The organism is Mesorhizobium sp. M0011, from assembly GCF_040324155.1.
Lineage (GTDB): Bacteria > Pseudomonadota > Alphaproteobacteria > Rhizobiales > Rhizobiaceae > Mesorhizobium.
In genome coordinates, this window is the sequence record NZ_JAMYVQ010000006.1 from 259,559 (window position 1) to 278,623 (window position 19,065).

At 63.4% G+C, this 19,065-nt stretch carries 17 protein-coding genes and 1 pseudogene; 9 read left to right on the top strand and 9 right to left on the bottom strand.

Features of this window, described 5'->3' with window-relative positions; genetic code table 11:
- Position 1: 1 nt before the first annotated feature.
- The 4 genes from NKK51_RS09845 to NKK51_RS09860 are packed head-to-tail and all read left to right on the top strand — an operon-like array spanning position 2 to position 6,978.
- A complete protein-coding gene (locus NKK51_RS09845; RefSeq protein WP_352552512.1) occupies positions 2-2,455 on the top strand; it encodes a GcvT family protein in 2,454 nt (817 codons plus the stop codon).
- Entirely contained in the window at positions 2,452-3,357 is a 906-nt protein-coding gene (locus tag NKK51_RS09850) for a homocysteine S-methyltransferase family protein (RefSeq protein ID WP_352552514.1), read from the top strand. The genes NKK51_RS09845 and NKK51_RS09850 overlap by 4 nt, the downstream gene beginning before the upstream one ends.
- Positions 3,350-4,531, top strand: a complete 1,182-nt coding sequence (locus NKK51_RS09855) for a pyridoxal phosphate-dependent aminotransferase (RefSeq protein WP_352552516.1) — start codon at positions 3,350-3,352, stop codon at positions 4,529-4,531. The genes NKK51_RS09850 and NKK51_RS09855 overlap by 8 nt, the downstream gene beginning before the upstream one ends.
- Positions 4,528-6,978 (top strand): GcvT family protein, encoded by a 2,451-nt coding sequence (locus NKK51_RS09860; protein WP_352552517.1) that lies wholly within the window; start codon positions 4,528-4,530, stop codon positions 6,976-6,978. The genes NKK51_RS09855 and NKK51_RS09860 overlap by 4 nt, the downstream gene beginning before the upstream one ends.
- Positions 6,979-7,125: 147 nt before the next feature.
- Here the strand turns inward: NKK51_RS09860 and NKK51_RS09865 are convergent, their stop codons facing one another.
- The 7 genes from NKK51_RS09865 to NKK51_RS09895 form a co-directional block, all read right to left on the bottom strand.
- Positions 7,126-7,713, bottom strand: coding sequence for an NAD(P)H-dependent oxidoreductase (locus NKK51_RS09865; RefSeq protein WP_352552519.1), 588 nt, complete (start codon positions 7,711-7,713; stop codon positions 7,126-7,128).
- Positions 7,713-8,294, bottom strand: coding sequence for an NAD(P)H-dependent oxidoreductase (locus NKK51_RS09870; RefSeq protein WP_352552521.1), 582 nt, complete (start codon positions 8,292-8,294; stop codon positions 7,713-7,715). Before NKK51_RS09870 ends, NKK51_RS09865 begins: the two co-directional genes overlap by 1 nt.
- 205 nt (positions 8,295-8,499) lie before the next feature.
- Positions 8,500-9,903 carry an FAD-binding oxidoreductase gene (locus tag NKK51_RS09875; protein WP_352552548.1) on the bottom strand — a complete coding sequence of 468 codons (1,404 nt, stop codon included), beginning with the start codon at positions 9,901-9,903 and terminating at the stop codon, positions 8,500-8,502.
- Positions 9,903-11,204 carry a cytosine deaminase gene (locus NKK51_RS09880; protein WP_352552523.1) on the bottom strand — a complete coding sequence of 434 codons (1,302 nt, stop codon included), beginning with the start codon at positions 11,202-11,204 and terminating at the stop codon, positions 9,903-9,905. The genes NKK51_RS09875 and NKK51_RS09880 overlap by 1 nt, the downstream gene beginning before the upstream one ends.
- 186 nt (positions 11,205-11,390) lie before the next feature.
- On the bottom strand, positions 11,391-12,242 hold the full coding sequence (locus NKK51_RS09885) for an ABC transporter permease (RefSeq protein WP_352552524.1): 852 nt from the start codon (positions 12,240-12,242) through the stop codon (positions 11,391-11,393).
- Positions 12,229-13,053, bottom strand: coding sequence for an ABC transporter ATP-binding protein (locus tag NKK51_RS09890; RefSeq protein ID WP_352552525.1), 825 nt, complete (start codon positions 13,051-13,053; stop codon positions 12,229-12,231). The genes NKK51_RS09885 and NKK51_RS09890 overlap by 14 nt, the downstream gene beginning before the upstream one ends.
- 12 nt (positions 13,054-13,065) lie before the next feature.
- On the bottom strand, positions 13,066-14,070 hold the full coding sequence (locus tag NKK51_RS09895) for an ABC transporter substrate-binding protein (RefSeq protein ID WP_352552527.1): 1,005 nt from the start codon (positions 14,068-14,070) through the stop codon (positions 13,066-13,068).
- 265 nt (positions 14,071-14,335) lie between these two features.
- Between NKK51_RS09895 and NKK51_RS09900 the strand changes: the two genes are divergently transcribed.
- The 4 genes and pseudogenes from NKK51_RS09900 to NKK51_RS09915 all read left to right on the top strand — a co-directional run bounded on the left by NKK51_RS09900 (position 14,336) and on the right by NKK51_RS09915 (position 16,277).
- Complete coding sequence (locus NKK51_RS09900; protein ID WP_352552528.1) at positions 14,336-14,719, top strand: RidA family protein; 384 nt, start codon at positions 14,336-14,338, stop codon at positions 14,717-14,719.
- Positions 14,720-14,773: 54 nt separating this feature from the next.
- On the top strand, positions 14,774-15,577 hold the full coding sequence (locus NKK51_RS09905; RefSeq protein WP_352552530.1) for a creatininase family protein: 804 nt from the start codon (positions 14,774-14,776) through the stop codon (positions 15,575-15,577).
- Between the two features lie 169 nt (positions 15,578-15,746).
- Entirely contained in the window at positions 15,747-16,001 is a 255-nt protein-coding gene (locus NKK51_RS09910; RefSeq protein ID WP_352552532.1) for a type II toxin-antitoxin system ParD family antitoxin, read from the top strand.
- Positions 16,001-16,277 (top strand): annotated as a pseudogene (locus tag NKK51_RS09915) (type II toxin-antitoxin system RelE/ParE family toxin). Before NKK51_RS09910 ends, NKK51_RS09915 begins: the two are co-directional and overlap by 1 nt.
- Positions 16,278-16,320: 43 nt before the next feature.
- On the opposite strand, the gene NKK51_RS09920 reads toward NKK51_RS09915, so the two are convergent.
- Together NKK51_RS09920 and cobD are read right to left on the bottom strand one after the other, a co-directional pair.
- Positions 16,321-16,830: a tyrosine phosphatase family protein gene (locus NKK51_RS09920; RefSeq protein ID WP_352552534.1), complete on the bottom strand. Its 510-nt coding sequence runs from the start codon at positions 16,828-16,830 to the stop codon at positions 16,321-16,323.
- Entirely contained in the window at positions 16,827-17,876 is a 1,050-nt protein-coding gene (gene cobD, locus NKK51_RS09925) for a threonine-phosphate decarboxylase CobD (protein WP_352552535.1), read from the bottom strand. Before cobD ends, NKK51_RS09920 begins: the two co-directional genes overlap by 4 nt.
- Between cobD and cbiB the strand changes: the two genes are divergently transcribed.
- Positions 17,875-18,843, top strand: a complete 969-nt coding sequence (gene cbiB / locus NKK51_RS09930; protein ID WP_352552536.1) for an adenosylcobinamide-phosphate synthase CbiB — start codon at positions 17,875-17,877, stop codon at positions 18,841-18,843. The two genes, cobD and cbiB, sit on opposite strands and share 2 nt — an antisense overlap.
- The last annotated feature ends 222 nt before the right edge of the window (positions 18,844-19,065 follow it).

Genomic DNA, 19,065 nt, shown 5'->3' on the forward strand with positions numbered 1-19,065 from the left:
CATGGCGGGTTTGCCGAGCACGGCGCGCGTGGTGATCATCGGAGGCGGTGCCGTCGGCACCTCCTCGCTCTACCATCTCGCCAAGGCGGGCTGGACCGACTGCGTGCTCTTGGAAAAGAACGAGCTGACCTCCGGCTCGACCTGGCATGCCGCCGGCAACGTGCCGACCTTCTCCTCGTCCTGGTCGCTGATGAACATGCAGCGCTATTCGACCGAGCTTTATCGCGGGCTGGCCGACGCGGTCGACTATCCCATGAACTATCACGTCACCGGCTCGCTGCGCCTTGCCCATACGAAAGAGCGCATGCAGGAGTTCCAGCGCGCCAAGGGCATGGGCCGCTACCAGGGCATGGACATCGACATTGTCGGCGTCGACGAGATCCAGCGCCGCTATCCCTTCATCGAGACGCACGACCTGAAAGGCGCGCTCTACGATCCGAGCGACGGCGACATCGACCCGGCGCAGCTCACCCAGGCGCTGGCCAAGGGTGCGCGCGACATGGGCGCCAGGATCATCCGCTTCTGCCCGGTCACAGGGGTGCGCCGCGAGAACGACGAATGGGTGGTCGCCACACCGCAAGGCGAGATCCGCTGCGAGATCGTCGTCAATGCCGCCGGCTACCGCGCCGCCGAAGTCGGCCGGATGTTCGGCCGCGACGTGCCGATGATGGTGATGAGCCATCAGTACATCCTGTTCGAGGAGATCCCCGAACTGGCGGCATGGTCGAAGGAGCAAGGTAAGAAACTGCCGCTGCTGCGCGACGTCGATACCTCTTACTATCTGCGCCAGGAAAAGAACGGCATGAACCTCGGCCCCTATGAGCGCAATTGCCGTGCGCACTGGGCTACCCACAACGACCCGATGCCGGAGGATTTTTCCTTCCAGTTGTTCCCCGACGATCTCGACCGGTTGGAACATTATCTGGCCGACGCCGTCGCCCGCGTACCAATCCTTGGCACCGCCGGCCTGTCCAAGGTCATCAATGGCCCGATCCCCTACACGCCGGACGGCAACCCGCTGATCGGCCCGATGCCCGGCGTTCCCAATGCCTTCGAGGCCTGCGTCTTCACCTTCGGCATCGCCCAGGGCGGCGGCGCCGGCAAGGTGCTGGCTGAATGGGTGACTGAGGGCCAGACCGAATGGGATATGTGGTCCTGCGATCCGCGCCGCTTCACCTCCTTTGCCTCGGCGCCGGACTATTGCGTCGCCAAGGGTATGGAAATCTACGGCAACGAATACGCCATCCAGTTTCCGCGCCATGCCTGGCCGGAAGGGCGCGACCGCAAGCTGTCGCCGATCCATGATCGCACCAAGGCGCTCGGCGGCCGCTTCGATGCCTACAATGGCTGGGAGCGCGCCACCTGGTATGCGCAGGACGGCGACGATGTTTCCGAGGAAGCCACACTAACCTTCCGCCGCGACGGGCCATGGCAACATCGGGTGCGTGAAGAATGCCTGGCCGTGCGTGACGCCGCCGGCATTCTGGACCTGCCGGGCTTTTCGCGCTTCAACCTGGAAGGCCCGGGGGCCGCCGAATGGCTGAGCCTGCAGGTCACCGGGCTGGTGCCGAAGCCAGGCCGCATCGGTCTCGTCTATTTCGCCGACGACAAGGGCCGCATCGTCACCGAAATGTCCGTCGTGCGCCACGACGAGAATGTGATGACGCTGATCACCGCGGCGGTCGCCCAATGGCACGATTTCGAGTGGCTGAAGTCGCGCATGCCCAAGGACGCGCCGTTCAAACTGGTCGACCGGACCGAAGAATTCTCGACCCAGATCCTGGCCGGCCCCAACTCGCGGAAAATCCTCGCCGATGTCTGTGAAGCCGACCTCACTCTGCCATGGCTGACGCATCAGGAAACAAAGATCGCCGGCCGCTGGGCGAAGCTTGTGCGCGTGTCCTTCGCCGGCGAACTCGGCTGGGAAATCCACACCAGGGTCGACGACACCGCCGCCATCTTCGATGCCATCTGTGCGGCAGGCCAGCAGCACGGACTGAAGCCGTTCGGCATGTATGCGCTGGATTCGCTCAGGCTCGAAAAGGGCTACCGCACCTGGAAAGGCGACCTATCGACCGATTACTCGATCCTGCAGGGCGGGCTCGAGCGCTTCGTCAAATGGGACAAGCCCGACTTCCGTGGCAAGGCGGCCCTGCAGAACGAGAAGCAGCAAGGCGTGAAGAAGCGTTTCGTCACGCTGGTCGTCCAAAATCCCGGCGATTGTGACGCCCCTTCGGTGTCGACGCTGTGGCACGACGGCAAGATCGTCGGCGAGACGACCTCAGGCGGCTGGGGTCATCGCATCGACAAATCGATCGCGCTCGGCGTGCTGCGCGCCGACCTGGCCGAGCCGGGCACCACAATCGAGGTCGAGATCTTCGGCGAGCGTTTTCAGGCGATCGTGCAGAAGGATGAGCCCCTGTGGGATCCGAAGAACGAGAGGCTGCGCGCATGAAGAAAATCATCCTCGCCGATGGCGGCATGGGCCAGGAACTGGTCCGCCGCAGCCAATCCGAGCCGACGCCGCTATGGTCGGCCAGGGTGCTGATCGACGAACCGGATCTGGTGCGCGACCTGCACGCGGAATTCATCCGTGCCGGCGCCCGCGTGATCACCATCAACACCTATTCGGCAACACCCGAACGCCTGGCGCGCGAGGGCGCGGAAGACCTCTTCAAGCCGTTGCAGAAGCGCGGCATCGAATTGGCCAGGCAAGCTTGCGAGCAGGCCGGTGAGGCAACCATCGCCGGCTGCCTGTCGCCGCTGTTCGGCAGCTACGCGCCGGCACTGACCATTTCTTATCAGGATACGCTCGACATCTACCGCCGCATCGTTGCCGAGCAGGCGGATGGTGTCGACCTGTTCCTGTGCGAAACCATGGCGTCCACCGAGGAAGCACGCGCTGCGGTCACCGCCGCGTCGGAAAGCGGCAAGCCGGTATGGGTGTCGTGGACGCTCGCCGACCACGGCAAACCACGGCTGCGCAGCGGCGAGACGATAGCCGCCGCGGCAAGCGCGCTCGACGGCCTGCCTGTCGCGGCGCGGCTGCTCAACTGCTGCCGGCCCGAAGCGATCGCCGCGGCCTTGCCTGAACTGATCGAACTCGGCGGCCCGGTCGGCGCCTATGCCAATGGCTTCACCTCCACCGAAGCGCTCAAGCACGGCGGCACAGTCGATGTGCTGCACGCCCGCCATGATCTCGGCCCGGACGCCTATGCCGACCAGGCGATCGGCTGGGTGGAGGCCGGCGCCGACATTGTCGGCGGCTGCTGTGAAGTCGGACCGCCGCATATCGCGGCCCTGCGCGACCGGCTCGAACAGGCCGGCTACGAAATTTCGGGAGAAATACATGCCTAGACCATCGTCGCGCATTTCCGGCATCGTGCCTTCGGGCAAGGACGGCTGGGAAGTTCATTCGGCCGCCTGGGCCCGCAAGGCGGCCGGCGAAGACGTCATCATGCTGTCGGTCGGCGATCACGACTTCGACACACCTTCGGAGACGATCGAAGCGTGCGTGACCGCGGTTCGCGGCAGCAACCACCACTACACGCCGCTTTCCGGCCTGCCGCGCTTGCGCAAGGCCATGGCGGCAGCCTCGAGCGCCTGCACCGGCGTCGAGACGACGCCGGATCAAGTCATCGCCACGCCGGGCGGCCAGGCCGCACTCTATGCGGCCGTGCAAGCCGTGCTCGACCAGGGCGACCACGCTATCGTGGTGGCGCCCTATTACGCCACCTATCCCAACACGTTTAGCGCCGCCGGCGCCAGTTTCACCGTGGTTGAGACACCTGCCGAGGACGGCTTCCAGCCGCGTGCCGAGATGATCCGTGCAGCACTCCGGCCGAACACGCGCGCCATCCTGATCAACACGCCGAACAACCCGACCGGTGCAGTCTATTCGCGCGAGCGGCTGGAGCAACTTGCCGAGATCTGCCGGGAGCATGACCTCTGGCTGCTGTCGGACGAAGTCTATTGGACGCTGGGCGGCGGCGAGCACGTCTCGCCGCGCTCGCTGCCAGGGATGGCCGAGCGCACTCTGGTCATCAATTCGATGTCCAAGAGCCACGGCATGACCGGCTGGCGCATGGGCTGGCTGACCGGTCCTGAAGCAATGATCACGCTGCTCACCAATCTCAATCTGGTCACGACTTACGGGCTGCCGGCCTTCATCTCGATCGCCTGCGCCGAGGCGCTTGAAAACCGCTATGGCGTGAAGGACATCGCCGAGCGCTACGCCGCGCGCCGCACCGTCTTCCTCGATGCCGTGCGCGGCATGAACGATGTCACCGTGCGCGGTTCCGAAGGCGGCATGTATGTCATGCTCGACATATCGGCCGTTGAACCCGACGACGAGAAATTCGCCTTCGCTTTCCTCGATAAGGAGAACGTCGGCGTGATGCCGGGTTCCAGCTTCGGCGAGGCAGCCGCCGGTCACATTCGCATCAGCCTCTGCCAGCCCGAACCCATGCTGCAAGAAGCAGCGCTCCGGCTGCGCCGTTTCGCTTCCAGCTACCGTCGCGAGGCAGCATGACCGCCAAAGCCATCCCTACCAAAGCGAGGGCCGTCATCATCGGCGGCGGTGTTTCCGGCTGTTCGGTGGCCTATCACCTGGCAAAGCTCGGTTGGACCGACATCGTGCTTCTGGAACGTAAGCAGCTGACGTCGGGCACGACATGGCATGCCGCCGGCCTGATCGGCCAGTTGCGCGGTTCGCAGAACATGACGCGGCTGGCGAAATATTCGGCCGACCTCTACGTCAAGCTGGAAGCCGAGACCGAAGTCGGCACCGGCATGCGCCAGGTCGGCTCCATCACCGTGGCGCTGACCGAAGAACGCAAGCACGAGATTTACAGGCAGGCGTCGCTCGCCCGCGCCTTCGATGTCGATGTCCGTGAGATTTCTCCCAATGAAGTCAAGGAGATGTACCCGCATCTCAATGTCTCCGACGTCGTCGGCGCCGTGCATCTGCCGCTCGACGGCCAGTGCGACCCCGCCAACATCGCCATGGCGCTGGCCAAGGGCGCGCGCCAGCGCGGCGCAACCATCGTCGAGAATGTGAAGGTCACCAAGGTCCACACCAAGGCCGGCCGCGTCACCGGCGTGTCCTGGGCACAGGGCGAAGACCAAGGCACGATCGAGGCAGACATCGTCGTCAACTGCGCCGGCATGTGGGCGCGCGAACTCGGCGCACAGAACGGCGTCACCATCCCGCTGCACGCCTGCGAGCATTTTTATCTCGTCACCGAGCCCATTCCCGGCCTCGGCCGCCTACCGGTGCTGCGCGTGCCCGACGAGTGCGCCTACTACAAGGAGGACGCCGGCAAGATGATGCTGGGCGCCTTCGAGCCGGTGGCAAAGCCGTGGGGCATGGACGGCATCAGTGAGGATTTCTGCTTCGACCAGTTGCCGGAGGACATGGAGCATTTCGAGCCGATCCTCGAAATGGGCGTCAACCGCATGCCGATGCTGGCGACCGCCGGCATCCACACCTTCTTCAACGGTCCCGAGAGTTTTACCCCCGACGACCGCTACTATCTCGGCGAGGCGCCGGAGCTGACCGGCTACTGGATGGCGACCGGCTACAATTCGATCGGCATCGTCTCCTCCGGCGGCGCAGGCATGGCGCTGGCGCAGTGGATCAATGACGGCGAAGCCCCCTTCGACCTGTGGGAAGTCGACATCCGCCGCGCCCAGCCGTTCCAGAAGAACCGGCGCTACCTGAAAGAGCGCGTCTCCGAAACGCTCGGCCTGCTCTATGCCGACCATTTCCCCTATCGTCAGATGGCAACGTCGCGCAATGTCAGGCGTTCGCCGCTGCACGAGCATCTGAAAGCGCGTGGCGCGGTGTTCGGCGAAGTCGCCGGCTGGGAGCGCGCCAACTGGTTCGCCCGTGAGGGCCAGGAGCGCGAATACCGCTATTCCTGGAAGCGCCAGAACTGGTTCGACAACCAGCGCGAGGAACATCTGGCGGTCAGGAACGGCGTCGGCCTGTTCGACATGACCTCGTTCGGCAAGATCCGGGTCGAGGGCCGCGACGCCTGTACTTTCCTGCAAAGACTGTGCGCCAACGACATGGACGTGGCCCCGGGCAAGATCGTCTACACCCAGATGCTCAACCAGCGCGGCGGCATTGAGAGCGACCTGACGGTCTCGCGCCTCTCGGAAACCGCCTACTTCCTCGTCGTTCCGGGTGCAACGCTACAGCGCGACCTCGCCTGGCTGCGCAAGCACGTCACCGACGAATTCGTCGTCGTCACCGATGTGACGGCGGCCGAAAGCGTGCTCTGCCTGATGGGACCGGACGCACGAAAACTAATCCAGAAGGTCAGTCCCAACGATTTCTCCAATGAGAAAAATCCGTTCGGCACGTTCCAGGAGATCGAGATCGGCATGGGCCTGGCCCGCGCCCACCGCGTCACCTATGTCGGCGAACTCGGCTGGGAACTCTATGTCTCGACCGACCAGGCTGCCCATGTTTTCGAAGCAATCGACGAGGCCGGCGCCGAAGTCGGCCTGAAGCTTTGCGGCCTGCACACGCTCGATTCCTGCCGCATCGAAAAAGCGTTCCGCCATTTCGGCCACGATATCACCGACGAGGACAATGTGCTGGAAGCCGGCCTCGGCTTCGCGGTGAAGACGGCCAAGGGCGAGTTCATCGGCCGCGACGCCGTGCTGAAGAGGAAGGAGGCCGGGCTGAACCGCAGGTTGGTCCAGTTCCGGCTGAAGGACCCGCAACCCCTGCTCTTCCATAACGAAGCGATCCTGCGCGACGGCAAGATCGTTGGTCCGATCACGTCCGGCAATTACGGCCACCATCTCGGCGGCGCCGTCGGGCTGGGCTATGTGCCATGCCAGGGCGAGAGCGAGGCGGATGTGCTGGCTTCATCCTACGAGATCGAGATCGCCGGTGAGCGGTTCGCGGCGGAAGCGTCGCTGAAGCCGATGTACGATCCGAAGGCGGAAAGGGCGAGGATGTAGCGCGGTCTTCCCTTCGCCCCGTTTCACGGGGAGAAGGTGGCCCGAAGGGCCGGATGAGGGGCGGCGCTAGCATTCGAAAGTTTGTGCCGCCCCTCATCTGCCTGCCGGCATCTTCTCCCCGTGAACGGGGAGAAGGACGCTCATCCCTCAAAACCTTTCCAACTTCGTCCGCACCTTGGCCAGAAACGCAGCCCGCGTCTGCGGCGTCGAGGCATCCATCAGATAATGCGCCAGGAAAAAGGTCCGGCAGCGCGTCGCGCACAACGCGCGCATGCCGCGCAGCAGGGTCTTGCGTCCCGGCTGGCCGACGACGACGCTCCACCAGGTCGGCGCGCCGCAGGTGGTGATGACGCCGACCTTGGTCACATGCGTCATCAGCGACTTGATCCGACCCTTGCCGGCCGGCAGCTTGAAGGCGACGTCCGTCGCCCACACCCGGTCGAGCCAGCCCTTCAGCATCGCCGGCAACCCGTACCACCAGGTCGGATAGACAAACAGAATCGCTTCGGCCCAGCCAAGCAGCTCGAAATGCGGCTTCAACGCCGAATCCTGCGGCGCCCTGTCGTTGTAGGAGCGCCGCTCGTCGCAACCCATCACCGGGTCGAACTTCTCGGCATAGAGGTCGAGCAGCCGCACCTCCCAGCCTCGTCGCATCAGCACGTCGATGGCGGTGTCGCGAATTGCCGCACAGAAGCTGTCCGGCACCGGATGGCAGTAGACCACCAGCGCGCGCATCAGAAGGCATCCATGCGTGCCGCGACCTTGGCCATGAAGGTCTTGCGCGTGCTGTCGGTCGACAGATTCATCGAATAATGTGCAAGATAGCTCACCGGTGCGCCCGGTTTGACGGTGGCGCGCAGCATGCGCTTGATCAGTTTGCGCGGCGGATCACCCATCAGCATGGCGCGGAACCGGCTGCCGCCATAGGTAGTCACCGCGGCAACCTTGCGTACGTTGTGCAGCGACGGCTGCGCCTTGCCGTCGACCAATTTGAACGACACGCCGGGCAGGAAGACGCGATCGAAAAAGCCTTTCAGGATCGCTGGAAAGCCGTAGTTCCAGACCGGATAGGAAAGCACCAGCGCATCGGCTCGCAGCAGGCGTTCGACATAACGTGCGGCAGCGTCAGCGGCGCCGCGCGGATTGTGGTAGCCCAGCCTTTCCTGCCGCGTCATCCGCGGATCGAAATCCTCCGCGTAGAGGTCGCAGTCATCGACCGTATGGCCCGCCGCCGTCAACCGCTCTACGATCATGCGGTGCAGGCCGGCATTGAAGCTAGTCTCGACCGGATGGGCGTAAAGGACGAGGATGTTCACAGGGGAATATCCGCAAGGTCAGTGCGAGGCACCCCCCTCTGCCCTGCCGGGCATCTCCCCCGCAAGGGGGGAGATCGGACTGCCGTATCGCTTTCGCCAACTGTCGACGCCGCAGAATGGTCGCGACTCAAAGGCTGCCAATCTCCCCCCTTGCGGGGGAGATGTCCGGCAGGACAGAGGGGGGTGTTCAAGCGCAAACCTGTCCTCATCCCATCCTCTGCAACCCCTTGAACAAGAATGTCCGGCCCGACCGGTAGTCATAGTCCGGGTTCTCCCAGGCGATCATCTTGCCGGGGTTGAGCAGGCCTTGCGGATCGGTTTCGCGCTTGAAGGCAAGCTGCACCGCGTCGGTCTGCTTCATGCCGCCTTCTTCCAGCGTGTAGCGATGCGGGTTGAAGATCGGGCAGCCATTCGCCTCATGCAGGCGCACGATCTCATCGAGCCTTGCTTCAGTGGTGAACTTCACCAAGGGCAGGCCGAAGCAGGTGATGTTGCCGTCCAGCCGCACGAATTCCAGATGCGAGAAAACCTCGCCGGGAAACATCGCGTCCATCTTCTCGACCAGCGCCAGTTGGTTCGGAAAGGGGTAGAGCGACTGCAGATAGGTAATCGAAGGGTCGACGCGCAGCGCCCGAAGCGTCGTGTGGTTCCACGCCAGCTCATAGGCCGGCGGCAGCCCCTTTTTCTCGTCCGGCGTCGCGGTGGCGGCATTGTAGATCACCTCGCCGCCGGCACGCCGGGTGAAGGCCAGGAAGGCATCCAGCCCATGCTGCGCCACCATGACGACGCAGATGCTTTGCCCGTCCCGGAGGAATTTCTGGTGCCGCTTGAAATAGAGCTGCGGCACGGGTGCGGCTATCGGCGTGATCAGCTTGGTCAGGATGCCGTCCTGGCAGGCCAGCGCATTGCCGTAGCGGGCCGCGTCCATGAAGCCGTCGAAACCGACAATGACATCGATCCAGTCATAGGCTGATGTCAGCGGCATCTCGACTTCCGATATGATGCCGTTGGTGCCGTAGGCATGGGTCACCTTGTGCAAATCCTCGCCGGTGAGTTCGAGCGCTTTCGGTTCGGCCTCCATGGTCACCACGCGCAGCCGAAGCACATTGCCGAAATCGCGCAACCCGCCGAAATTGATCGAGCCGACGCCGCCCGAACCGCCGGCGATGAAGCCGCCGATCGAGGCGGTGTTGTAAGTGGACGGCGACAGCCGCAGCTCCTGCCCGGAATGGGCACGCGTCGCCTTGTCGATGTCGGCCAGGATTGCGCCTGGTCCCGTCACCACGCGCCCCAGCGCGATCGACTTGATCTCGTTCATCTCGGCAAGATTGAGCACGACGCCGCCGGAGAGCGGCATCGCCTGGCCATAATTGCCGGTGCCGCTGCCGCGCGGTGTCACCGGCACGCCGTGGCGATGACAGGCGGCAAGCACACGGATCAGTTCGGCCTCGGTCTTCGGCGTTACGATCAGATCGCCGGTGACATGGTCGAGCTGCTGCTTCAGCACCGGGCTGTACCAGTAGAAATCGCGGCTCTTCTGCTGGACGATGGCCGGATTGTCGTCGAGTTTCAGGCCTTCGAGATCGCGTTTGAGCGCCGAAACGTCCATCATTCCACCATCAGTTCGTCGAGTTCGGCATAGTCGGGCAATTGCCGGTCGATCGTACGCCCGGCACGCACGACGATGCGATCCGATTCGGGCCGCGACAGCAATTCCGTCCAGCTTCGACCTTTGAACAGGATGAAATCGGCATCACCGCCGCTGGCCAGCGTGCCGAAGCCATCGAGCCGCATCACGCTCGCCGGCGTCGCGGTGACGGCTTGCGGCCAGTCGGCAACCGGATGATCGAAATGCAGGATGCGCGTCGCCATGCGGTAGACCTCCAGCATGTCGAGATCGCCATAGGCGTAGAAGGGATCACGCGTGTTGTCGGAAGCGACCGCCACCGGAATGCCCCTCGCCTTCATCTCGTGCAGCAGCGTAACGCCGCGCCAGCGCGGTGTCGTGTTGTCGGAACGCCGGTCCTGCAGATAGAGATTGCACATCGGCAGCGAGACGACGGCCAGCCCGGCTTTCGCCACCTTGTCCAGCGTGTCGAGCACATCGAGGTCTGGCTGGCGCGCCAGCGAACAGCAATGGCCGACGAGGATGTTGCCTTCGAAGCCGTTCCAGAGTGCGGCCTCGGCGATCTTCTTCAGCGATATGGCGGAAATGTCGTCGGTTTCGTCGGCGTGGAAATCGAGATCGAGGCCATGCTTGATGGCTTGCGCGAAGACATGGTCGAGCAGCTCTTCGAGATCCGGCACCATGTAAGTGACGACGCCGAGCACGCCCTTGGCCGCCGCGACCCTTTTTGCCAGCCTGTCGAACCATTTCCTGTCGCGAACGCCGTCGATGCCGAGCAGGCAGGCGCCCTGCAATTCGATACGGCCACGCCATGTCTCGCGCATCGCCTCGAACACCGGCCAGGAGATCTCCTCCTGCGGCGCGACGCTGTCGAGATGGGTGCGCAACGCCCTGGTGCCATGCGCGTAGGCTGAGCGCAGCGAAAAATCCATGCGCCGGGCAACGTCCTCGGCGCTCCAGCGTGCCGCACGATCGGCACCGGCGGCATTCAGCGCGCCCATGAAGGTGCCGTCGGGATTGGGTTTTCGCGGCCAGATATGGCCCTTGTCGATATGCGTGTGGCAGTCGACGAAGCACGGGAGGATGACGCGGCCGCCAAGGTCGATGGCATCGGCACGTGCCTTCGATTTGCCATGCGCGATGATGCTGGCGACCTTGCCATCGGCGACGGCAATGTCGGCCTTCGTGAAACCGTCACTATCGTAAGTTGAAGTAAGGCCCGACGTCAGTGATTGATGAACACGGACGTTAGCGAGTTGATAAGAGCCGGAGGCTGGTATCAAGGCCTGCCCCCCTCTGTCCTGCCGGACATCTCCCCCTCAAGGGGGGAGATTGGCAGCTTCAGCCTCGCTGGCCATCCTTTAACGTCGGAGATTTGCGAAAGCCTTAGAGACAGCAAATCTCCCCCCTTGAGGGGGAGATGTCCGGCAGGACAGAGGGGGGTGTTTCGCACCAACCTTTCAGTCATCCTAGCGCTCCTGCTTCAGTGCGCTTTCGTGCCAGCGCCGCAAAATGAGATGCGAAATCAGCGACAGCACGAGGAAGATCAGGATGCCGGTGAGCGAAATCAGGAACAGCGCCGCGAACAGCCGCGGCGCGTTGAGCCGGTAGCCGGCCTCGATGATGCGTGAGGCGAGGCCGGACGACTGGCCGGTGGTGCCGGCGACGAACTCGGCCACCACGGCGCCGATCAGCGACAGGCCGCCGGCGATCTTCAACCCGCCGAGGAAGTATGGCATCGCCGCCGGCAGCCTGAGATAGCGCAATTGCTGCCAGCGCGTCGCGCCATTGAGCTTGAACATGTCGCGCAGATTGCGGTCGACGGAGTTGAGGCCAAGCGTAGTGTTGGACAGGATCGGAAAGAAGGCGACGATCCAGGCGCACAGCAGAAGCTTGGTCGTCTGGTCGTTCACATAGATGTTGATGAGGGGAAAGATCGCCACGATCGGCGTCACCTGCAGCACGATGGCGAACGGGAAGAACGACATCTCCACCCATTTCGATTGCGCGAACAGCACCGCCAGCCCGACCCCGCCGACGACCGCCAGAGCCAGGCTCAGGAAAGTGATGCGCAAGGTGACCAGCAGCGAGGAAAACAGCAGGCCGGCATCGTTGTAGAGCGTCCACAGCACCACGCCGGGACGCGGTAGGATGTACTGTGGGATCTCGTTCCAGACGCAGATGCGGTCCCACAGCCAGATCGCCAGGATCATGATCGCCAGCGGCAGCACCCAGCGGCCGATCCGTTCGAACCGCTCCTGGCGCACGCGGCGTGCTTCCTCGGGGTCGAGTTCGAGCACGCGCTCTTCAATGGCCGTCATGATGCGCGCCTGCTGTTGAATTGATGGCCTTGACCAGCACATCGGAGGCCTGACGGCAGAGTGCCGCATAGTCGGGCGAGGTTCGAAACACCTCGTCGCGCGGATAGGAGGCCTCGATGGCGAGTTCGTCGAACACCCTGCCCGGCCGCGCCGCCATGACGACGACGCGGTTGGAGAGGAACACGCTTTCAAAGACGCTGTGGGTGACGAAGACGACGGTGAAGCGTTCGTCCTGCCACAGTTCCAAGAGATCGTTGTTGAGCTTGAAGCGGGTGATCTCGTCGAGTGCCGCGAACGGCTCGTCCATCAACAGCACGCGCGGTTTGGTCACCATGGCGCGCGCAATGGAGACGCGCATCTTCATGCCGCCCGACAGTTCGCGCGGCACCGCGTCTTCGAAGCCGGTCAGATGAACCCGCGCCAGCATTTCCGTCACCGCTGGCGCCGCCTTGGCACGCGAAATTCCTTTCAGCCGAAGCGGCAGCCAGACATTGTCGAAGACGTTGGCCCAGGGCAGCAGCGTCGGCTCCTGGAAGACGAAGCCGATGTTCGAGCGGTCAAGCGCGCCGCCGCCGCGCCAATCGAGCACGCCGGAGGTCGGCGTCGACAAGCCGGCGATCAGCCGCAGCGCCGTCGACTTGCCGCAACCCGACGGCCCGAGCAGGCTGAGGAAATCGCCTTCCCGGATCGTCAGGTGGACATCGCTCAGCGCCGTCACGCCGTTGGAGAAGACCTTGCCGACGCCCCTCAGCGCCAGCAATGTCGATGCAACGTCCGAGGCCGGCGCTTGCGCCACCTTTTCCCTTATCATGCCGGGACCGGCCTATTTCTTCAGGTCGAGCCCGACGCCCTTGTTGACGAAGGTCAGTGTGTAGGCCTTCTTGATGTCGATGCCGTCAGGCGTGACCTTGGCCTTGACCATCTTGTCGTAAAAACTCTTGATCCGCTCGTCGGTCATGGCGCCGATGCCGAGTTTTTCGGTGTCGCCGGAATCGGCCAGGCCGAACTTCTTCATCTGCTCGATCGAGAACGCGATCTGCTCGTCGCTCATGTCGGGATTGTCTTTCTTGATCAATTCGTTGGCGGCCTTGTTGTCGCCGTAGAGATATTTGTACCAGCCCTTGGCCGAGCCATCGACGAAGCACTGGACCACCTCCGGCTTCTTGTCGATCGTGTCCTGCATCACCTCGATCGTCGTCGAGTAGGTGTCCCAGCCATAGTCGGCGAGCAGGAACTGGTTCGGCACGAAGCCGCCTTCCTTCTTGACCGCGAACGGCTCGGAGGTGACGTAGCCCTGCTGGATCGACTTCTTGTTGGCGAGGAAAGGAGCGGTGTTGTAGGTGTAGGGCGCACGCTTGGAGGCGTCGAAGCCGAGTTCGATGACCATCCACTGGAAGAAGGTTTGCACGCCCTCGTCACCCAATATGTACTGGTCGGCGTTCTTCAGGTCCTCCCATTTGTCGAGCCCCTCGCCGGGGTGGGACATGATGACCTGCGGGTCCTTCTGGAAATCCGCCGCCACCACGCGCATGGGAATGCCTTGCTGGACGGCATCGAAGGCCGACAGCAGATTACCGCCCATGTAGAAATCGATCTTGCCGGCAAGCAGCATCGGCCGGCCGCTGACCTGCGGGCCGCCCTGCATGATGGTGACGTCGAGGCCGCAGGCGGCGTAGGTGCCGTCCGCCACGGACTGGTAATATCCGCCATGTTCCGGCTCGGCCAACCAGTTGGTGCCGAAGGTGACTTTTTCATTCGCAGCCGCACCCAGCGTGCTGGCTGCAAGCAAGGCCACAACCGCCACCGAGATCTTCTGTCTTCCGTACATCGACACCACCCTTTGTTTGCTCCGGCGCGCCACGCGCCAGGCTCGACACCAAAGATTCAAGAAGCAAGACACATGCCACCGGCGCCTTGCGCCGGGACCGCCCGCTTGAACGACATTGCTATGCCAAAGGCGGACGGGTCATGCTGTACGGAAGGCATCGTGCCTATTTTTTGAACGCCTGTCCACAATCGCTCGGGCAACATGCACCGCCATCTTGAAGGTGCAATGGATCAGGCCTTAGGCTGGCGCTATCTCGGAGATTGCCATGTTCAAATTCCTCACCCCGAAGTCGATCAAGCCGCCCTTTGCCCGCTACAGCCACGGCGTCGAGGTGCCCTCGGGCAAGCGGCTGGTGCTGTGCTCGGGTCAGGTCGCCATCACTGCGGACGATCAGATTCCGGAAGACGCCGGCGCACAGGCCGAACTCTGCTTTCAAAACATTGCGGCGATTCTCGGCGAAGCCGGGCTGAGTCTCAGGGATATCGTGCGCATCAACGCCTATGTCACCGACCGCGCGCATCTGCGGCCTTATATGGACGTCCGCGACCGGCTGTTTTCGAGCCCGGCGCCGGCCTCTACGCTGATGATCGTCTCGGGATTTGCCCGGCCCGAATTCAAGGTCGAGGTCGAGGCCATCGCGGCCGGGTGATCGACAGGCCGCGCTCGCCGCGCTAGGTCTGCCTTACCATTGAAGAGGCATGACATGACCGTAGCCAAAAGACGCGTGTGGTGGGGCGATTACCGGACCACCGAATACGCCTCGATCGACCCGGAGGCGACGATTGCCGTGCTGCCGGTGGCGGCAATCGAGCAGCATGGGCCGCATCTGCCGGTCTCGACCGACACCTCGATCATGAACGGCATGCTCGACACGGTCATTTCGCGCCTGCCCGACGATCTCGACATCCGCATCCTGCCGGTCCAGGCGATAGGCAAGTCGAACGAGCATTTGCACGCGCCGGGCACCCTCACCCTGCCGGCAACGACGCTGGTCGAAGCCTGGACCGAGCTTGGCCTGTCGATCGCGCGCGCCGGCGTGCGCAAGCTGATCGTCGTCAATTCGCATGGCGGCAACGAGGAGATCATGGGCATCATCACGCGCGAGTTGCGCGTGCGTGAAAAGATGCTGGCCGTGAAGACCAGCTGGCAGCGCTTCGGCCGCCCGGCCGGCATGTACACCGAGCTCGAGGATCGCCACGGCATCCATGGCGGCGATGTGGAGACCTCGCTGATGCTGCATTTCCGGCCCGACCTTGTCGACATGGGCAAATCAGACAATTTCGTTTCCAATGTCGCCAAGGCCGAGAAGGAATTCTCGCTGCTGCGCCACACCGGCACCCACGCCTTTGCCTGGATAGCTGGCGATCTCAACCCGAACGGCGTCGTCGGCGATGCCAGCATCGCGACGGCGGAGAAGGGCCGGCTGACGGCAGAATATCAGGCCGACGGGTTCATCAGCCTGCTGCGGGATGTGCGCAAGGCGAAGCTCGCGGACTGGTTGACGTAGCCTCCAAACCAGTGGTCTGGCATCGAAAGGCAAACGCTGTCCTCTTGAACAAACCAGGCGACGGAGGGCGGATCAGACGATCACGCTTTTGCACAGAGAGATTTCCGCACAAGAGATTTTGACAAACTTTGCCAAAATGGGCCATACTGGACGGGATATGGAGGCCAGTATGGCAACGATGAACGTATCATTGCCCGATCCGATGAAAGATTGGGTTGAGGCGCAAACCGAAACGGGCCGCTACGCCAACGCGAGCGATTATGTGCGCGATTTGATCCGTCGGGATCAGGAGCGCAACGACAAGATTGCCGCCATGCAGCGCTTTGTCGATGATGGCTTGAAGAGTGGCATCGGCAATCGATCCAGGGACGCGCTTTTAAAGGAGGCGGTTAAACGCGCTGAAAAGCCATCCGGCAATAGGTAGTGGGATTTCGCCTTTCTTTAGCCGCGGAAGAGGACATCGTCGGTATTGCCGAGCAAGGGGTGCGCCTGTTCGGCGCTGTGCAGGCCAGACAGTATCATGACGAGTTGTTCACGATCTTTGACCTGATCGCTGCCAGTTCCCGAATAGCGCGGGAGCGGCTTGAATTGGGGGCCACCGATGCGTATCCATCCCTTCAAAGCCCATCTTGTCGTCTACCGGATCGAAGCCGACGACGACGTGTTCATTGTCCGGGTACGTCACGGGCATGAAGATTGAGCGAATGAAGGCACTCGATAATCGAACAACGACATGGGGGCAGCTAGCTGTCGATCCTCAGCGCAAAGGGCGTGCCTTCAAAGGCATCCGCACCGCGGCCGATCGATTCGATCGCCTTGATCATGCGGCCGTTGCGATCAAGCAGCGCATCGGCCACCGCGATCAGCCGCGGATTGGGTGTTGCCGAGGGCGACAGCGCCCGCAGCGTCCGCGCCAATTCGGCCTCGTCGCGTTTCGGCGCCAATGCGGCCGCGATGATATAGGCCGAAGCCGTCGAGCGGCTGATGCCGGCATAGCAATGCACGAGCATCGGCCTTGCCCGGTCCCAGCGGCGCGCGAAATCGAGCAGGTTACGGACATGCTCCTCGCCCGGCATGGTCATGCCGTCCTGCGCCGCCGCGATGTCATGCATGACCAGATGCAGATGGTTTTCTCGGGCGATCGACGCCGGACGGACCACCTCCGTTCCGGCGGCAAGCAGCGACAGCATGCGGTCGGCGCCGGTCCTGGCCACCGTTTCCTCGATCTTTGCCAGCGAACAGACATGGATCATTGTTTTGAACCCTTCGATTGATGCTCGCGCCGCGACGCCCATTCGGCAAGAGCGGTCTCGAGCCGCTGCCATTCCTCCTCACTTCCCGGCAGGCCGGCGCGCAGAACGTCAGGCCGATCGGCAAAATGGCGAAGCAGGATGCCGCGCTCGCCGAGCGCGGCAAACAAATCGGCGGCATTGGTCAAACTGAGGAAACGATACAATGTGGTGCCGCCCGCTACGGGTACGCCGAAGCGGGCCAACAGCGCGTCGAGCCGCGCCGATGCGCCGGCAAGAGATGATCGCATCGCGTCCTGCCAGTCGATGTCGGCAAGCGCGCGGATGCCGTATTCCAGCGCCGGGCCGGCGACGGCCCATGGCCCGAATTGCGTCTCAAGCCGTTCGACCGTCGCTACATCGGAAAGTGCAAACCCGAGCCGCAGCCCGGCCAGGCCGAAGAACTTGCCGAACGAACGCAGGACGACGATACCGCCCTGGCCGACATCGCCGCAGAGGCTATGCTCGCGCGGCCCAACATCCATGAACGCCTCGTCGACAACCAGCAACCCGCCCTTGGCGCGCAATCCGGCAGCCAGAGCCAGCAACCGGTCGCGCTCGATGACACGTCCATCCGGATTGTTCGGATTGACGATGATGGCAAGGTCGGCGTCCGCCAGGTCAGCGAAATCGCCGACCTCGGTCACCGCGTGCCCGGCGATCACTGCTGCGCGGGCATGTTCGGCGTAGGTCGGACCCAGCACCAGCGCCCTTCCGGGGGTAATCAGCGAGGCGACGCGCGGCAACAGGATCTGCGTGCCCGGTGCCGCCACGATGTTGGCTGGCGACGGCGCCCCATAGGCACTGGCAGCGATCTCTGTCAGCTCACGCGTGCGCGCGGCTTCCGGCAACCGCGACAGCGAGGTGGCGGGCAGGTCGAAAAGCGGGTAGGAGTGCGGATTGATACCGGTCGAGAGGTCGACGAATGGCAGCAGGGCGTTGGGAAAAAGCGCCCTCGCGCGGCCAAGACTTCCACCATGGTCCACAACCGCCCCATTAAGAAGCTTCATGTCAGTCCTGATCGCTTTCCTGTCATTGGCCGTCGAATTCGCCCTCGGTTACCCCGATTGGCTGTTTCGCGCCATCGGCCATCCGGTGACGTGGTTCGGCAGGCTGATATCCTTTCTCGACCACAGGCTCAACCGCGCCACTGATCCCGACGCGCTGCGTCGCAAGCGTGGTGTCCAGGCGCTGCTGGTCATCGTGCTGGTGCCGGCGATAATTGGCCTGGGCGTGCAGATCCTGTTCTGGTTTGTTCCCATGGGCCTCGTCATCACGGCCCTTCTGGCAACGTCGCTTCTGTCGCAAAAGAGCCTCTATGAGCATGTCGAGGCGGTGGCTGACGCGCTCGACACCGGCGGCCTGGCTTTGGGCCGCGTTGCCGTTTCGCGGATCGTCGGCCGCGACCCTGAAACGCTCGACAGGGCCGGCGTCTGCCGCGCGGCGATCGAGAGCCTGGCCGAGAATTTCTCTGACGGCATCGTCGCCCCCGCCTTCTGGACCGGCGTCGGCGGCCTGGCCGGCGGCGCCGCCTACAAGGCCGCCAACACCGCCGATTCGATGATCGGCCACCGCACCCCGCGCCACGAGGCGTTCGGCTGGGCAGCGGCGCGCTTCGACGACTGGATCAATCTGCCGGCGTCGCGGCTGACGGCGCTGCTGATCGTGCTGGCGGCGTTCCTCGTCAAAGGCGCTGATGCGAAAAATGCCTGGCATGCGGTATTGCGCGACGCGAAAAAACATCGCTCACCCAATGCCGGCTGGCCGGAAGCGGCGATGGCCGGCGCGCTCGGCCTGTCGCTCGCCGGGCCGCGCAGCTACGGCGGCGTACTGGTCGACGACGTCTTCATGGGCGAAGGTGGGCGGCGCGAAGCCGACAGCCTCGACATCAGGCAGGCGCTGAAACTCTATCGCATTGCCGACTATCTGCTGATCGCCCTGTTCGGGTTGGTTTCGGTCGTTGTCATCGTGACGTGATCTCACGCTCCCCCTTGTGGGCAGGGCTATCGCATATGGAATTCCTGAGATGTCTGCCCGGCACGGACCCCCACCCCTAGCCCCTCCCCACAAGGGCGAGGGAGACTTCCGCTGGCGCCGGTTGTGTGCGTCAAGTTCTGCAAAATGGGCGATCATGAAGCTGGTCATGCGGCTTGGCGTAGAGCGAGCTTCTTGTGCTCGCGCAGGTCGTCCATGTTGATG

What these genes read in the sequence shown, in the direction of transcription:
- NKK51_RS09910 (WP_352552532.1), top strand. Translation starts at nt 15,747, where the DNA reads ATGGCAACGATGAACGTATCATTGCCCGATCCGATGAAAGATTGGGTT.
- NKK51_RS09900 (WP_352552528.1), top strand. Translation starts at nt 14,336, where the DNA reads ATGTTCAAATTCCTCACCCCGAAGTCGATCAAGCCGCCCTTTGCCCGC.
- NKK51_RS09920 (WP_352552534.1), bottom strand. Translation starts at nt 16,830, where the DNA reads ATGATCCATGTCTGTTCGCTGGCAAAGATCGAGGAAACGGTGGCCAGG.
- NKK51_RS09845 (WP_352552512.1), top strand. Translation starts at nt 2, where the DNA reads ATGGCGGGTTTGCCGAGCACGGCGCGCGTGGTGATCATCGGAGGCGGT.
- NKK51_RS09855 (WP_352552516.1), top strand. Translation starts at nt 3,350, where the DNA reads ATGCCTAGACCATCGTCGCGCATTTCCGGCATCGTGCCTTCGGGCAAG.
- NKK51_RS09865 (WP_352552519.1), bottom strand. Translation starts at nt 7,713, where the DNA reads ATGCGCGCGCTGGTGGTCTACTGCCATCCGGTGCCGGACAGCTTCTGT.
- NKK51_RS09875 (WP_352552548.1), bottom strand. Translation starts at nt 9,903, where the DNA reads ATGGACGTTTCGGCGCTCAAACGCGATCTCGAAGGCCTGAAACTCGAC.
- NKK51_RS09860 (WP_352552517.1), top strand. Translation starts at nt 4,528, where the DNA reads ATGACCGCCAAAGCCATCCCTACCAAAGCGAGGGCCGTCATCATCGGC.
- cobD (WP_352552535.1), bottom strand. Translation starts at nt 17,876, where the DNA reads ATGAAGCTTCTTAATGGGGCGGTTGTGGACCATGGTGGAAGTCTTGGC.
- NKK51_RS09890 (WP_352552525.1), bottom strand. Translation starts at nt 13,053, where the DNA reads ATGATAAGGGAAAAGGTGGCGCAAGCGCCGGCCTCGGACGTTGCATCG.
- NKK51_RS09885 (WP_352552524.1), bottom strand. Translation starts at nt 12,242, where the DNA reads ATGACGGCCATTGAAGAGCGCGTGCTCGAACTCGACCCCGAGGAAGCA.
- NKK51_RS09850 (WP_352552514.1), top strand. Translation starts at nt 2,452, where the DNA reads ATGAAGAAAATCATCCTCGCCGATGGCGGCATGGGCCAGGAACTGGTC.
- NKK51_RS09905 (WP_352552530.1), top strand. Translation starts at nt 14,774, where the DNA reads ATGACCGTAGCCAAAAGACGCGTGTGGTGGGGCGATTACCGGACCACC.
- NKK51_RS09895 (WP_352552527.1), bottom strand. Translation starts at nt 14,070, where the DNA reads ATGTACGGAAGACAGAAGATCTCGGTGGCGGTTGTGGCCTTGCTTGCA.
- cbiB (WP_352552536.1), top strand. Translation starts at nt 17,875, where the DNA reads ATGTCAGTCCTGATCGCTTTCCTGTCATTGGCCGTCGAATTCGCCCTC.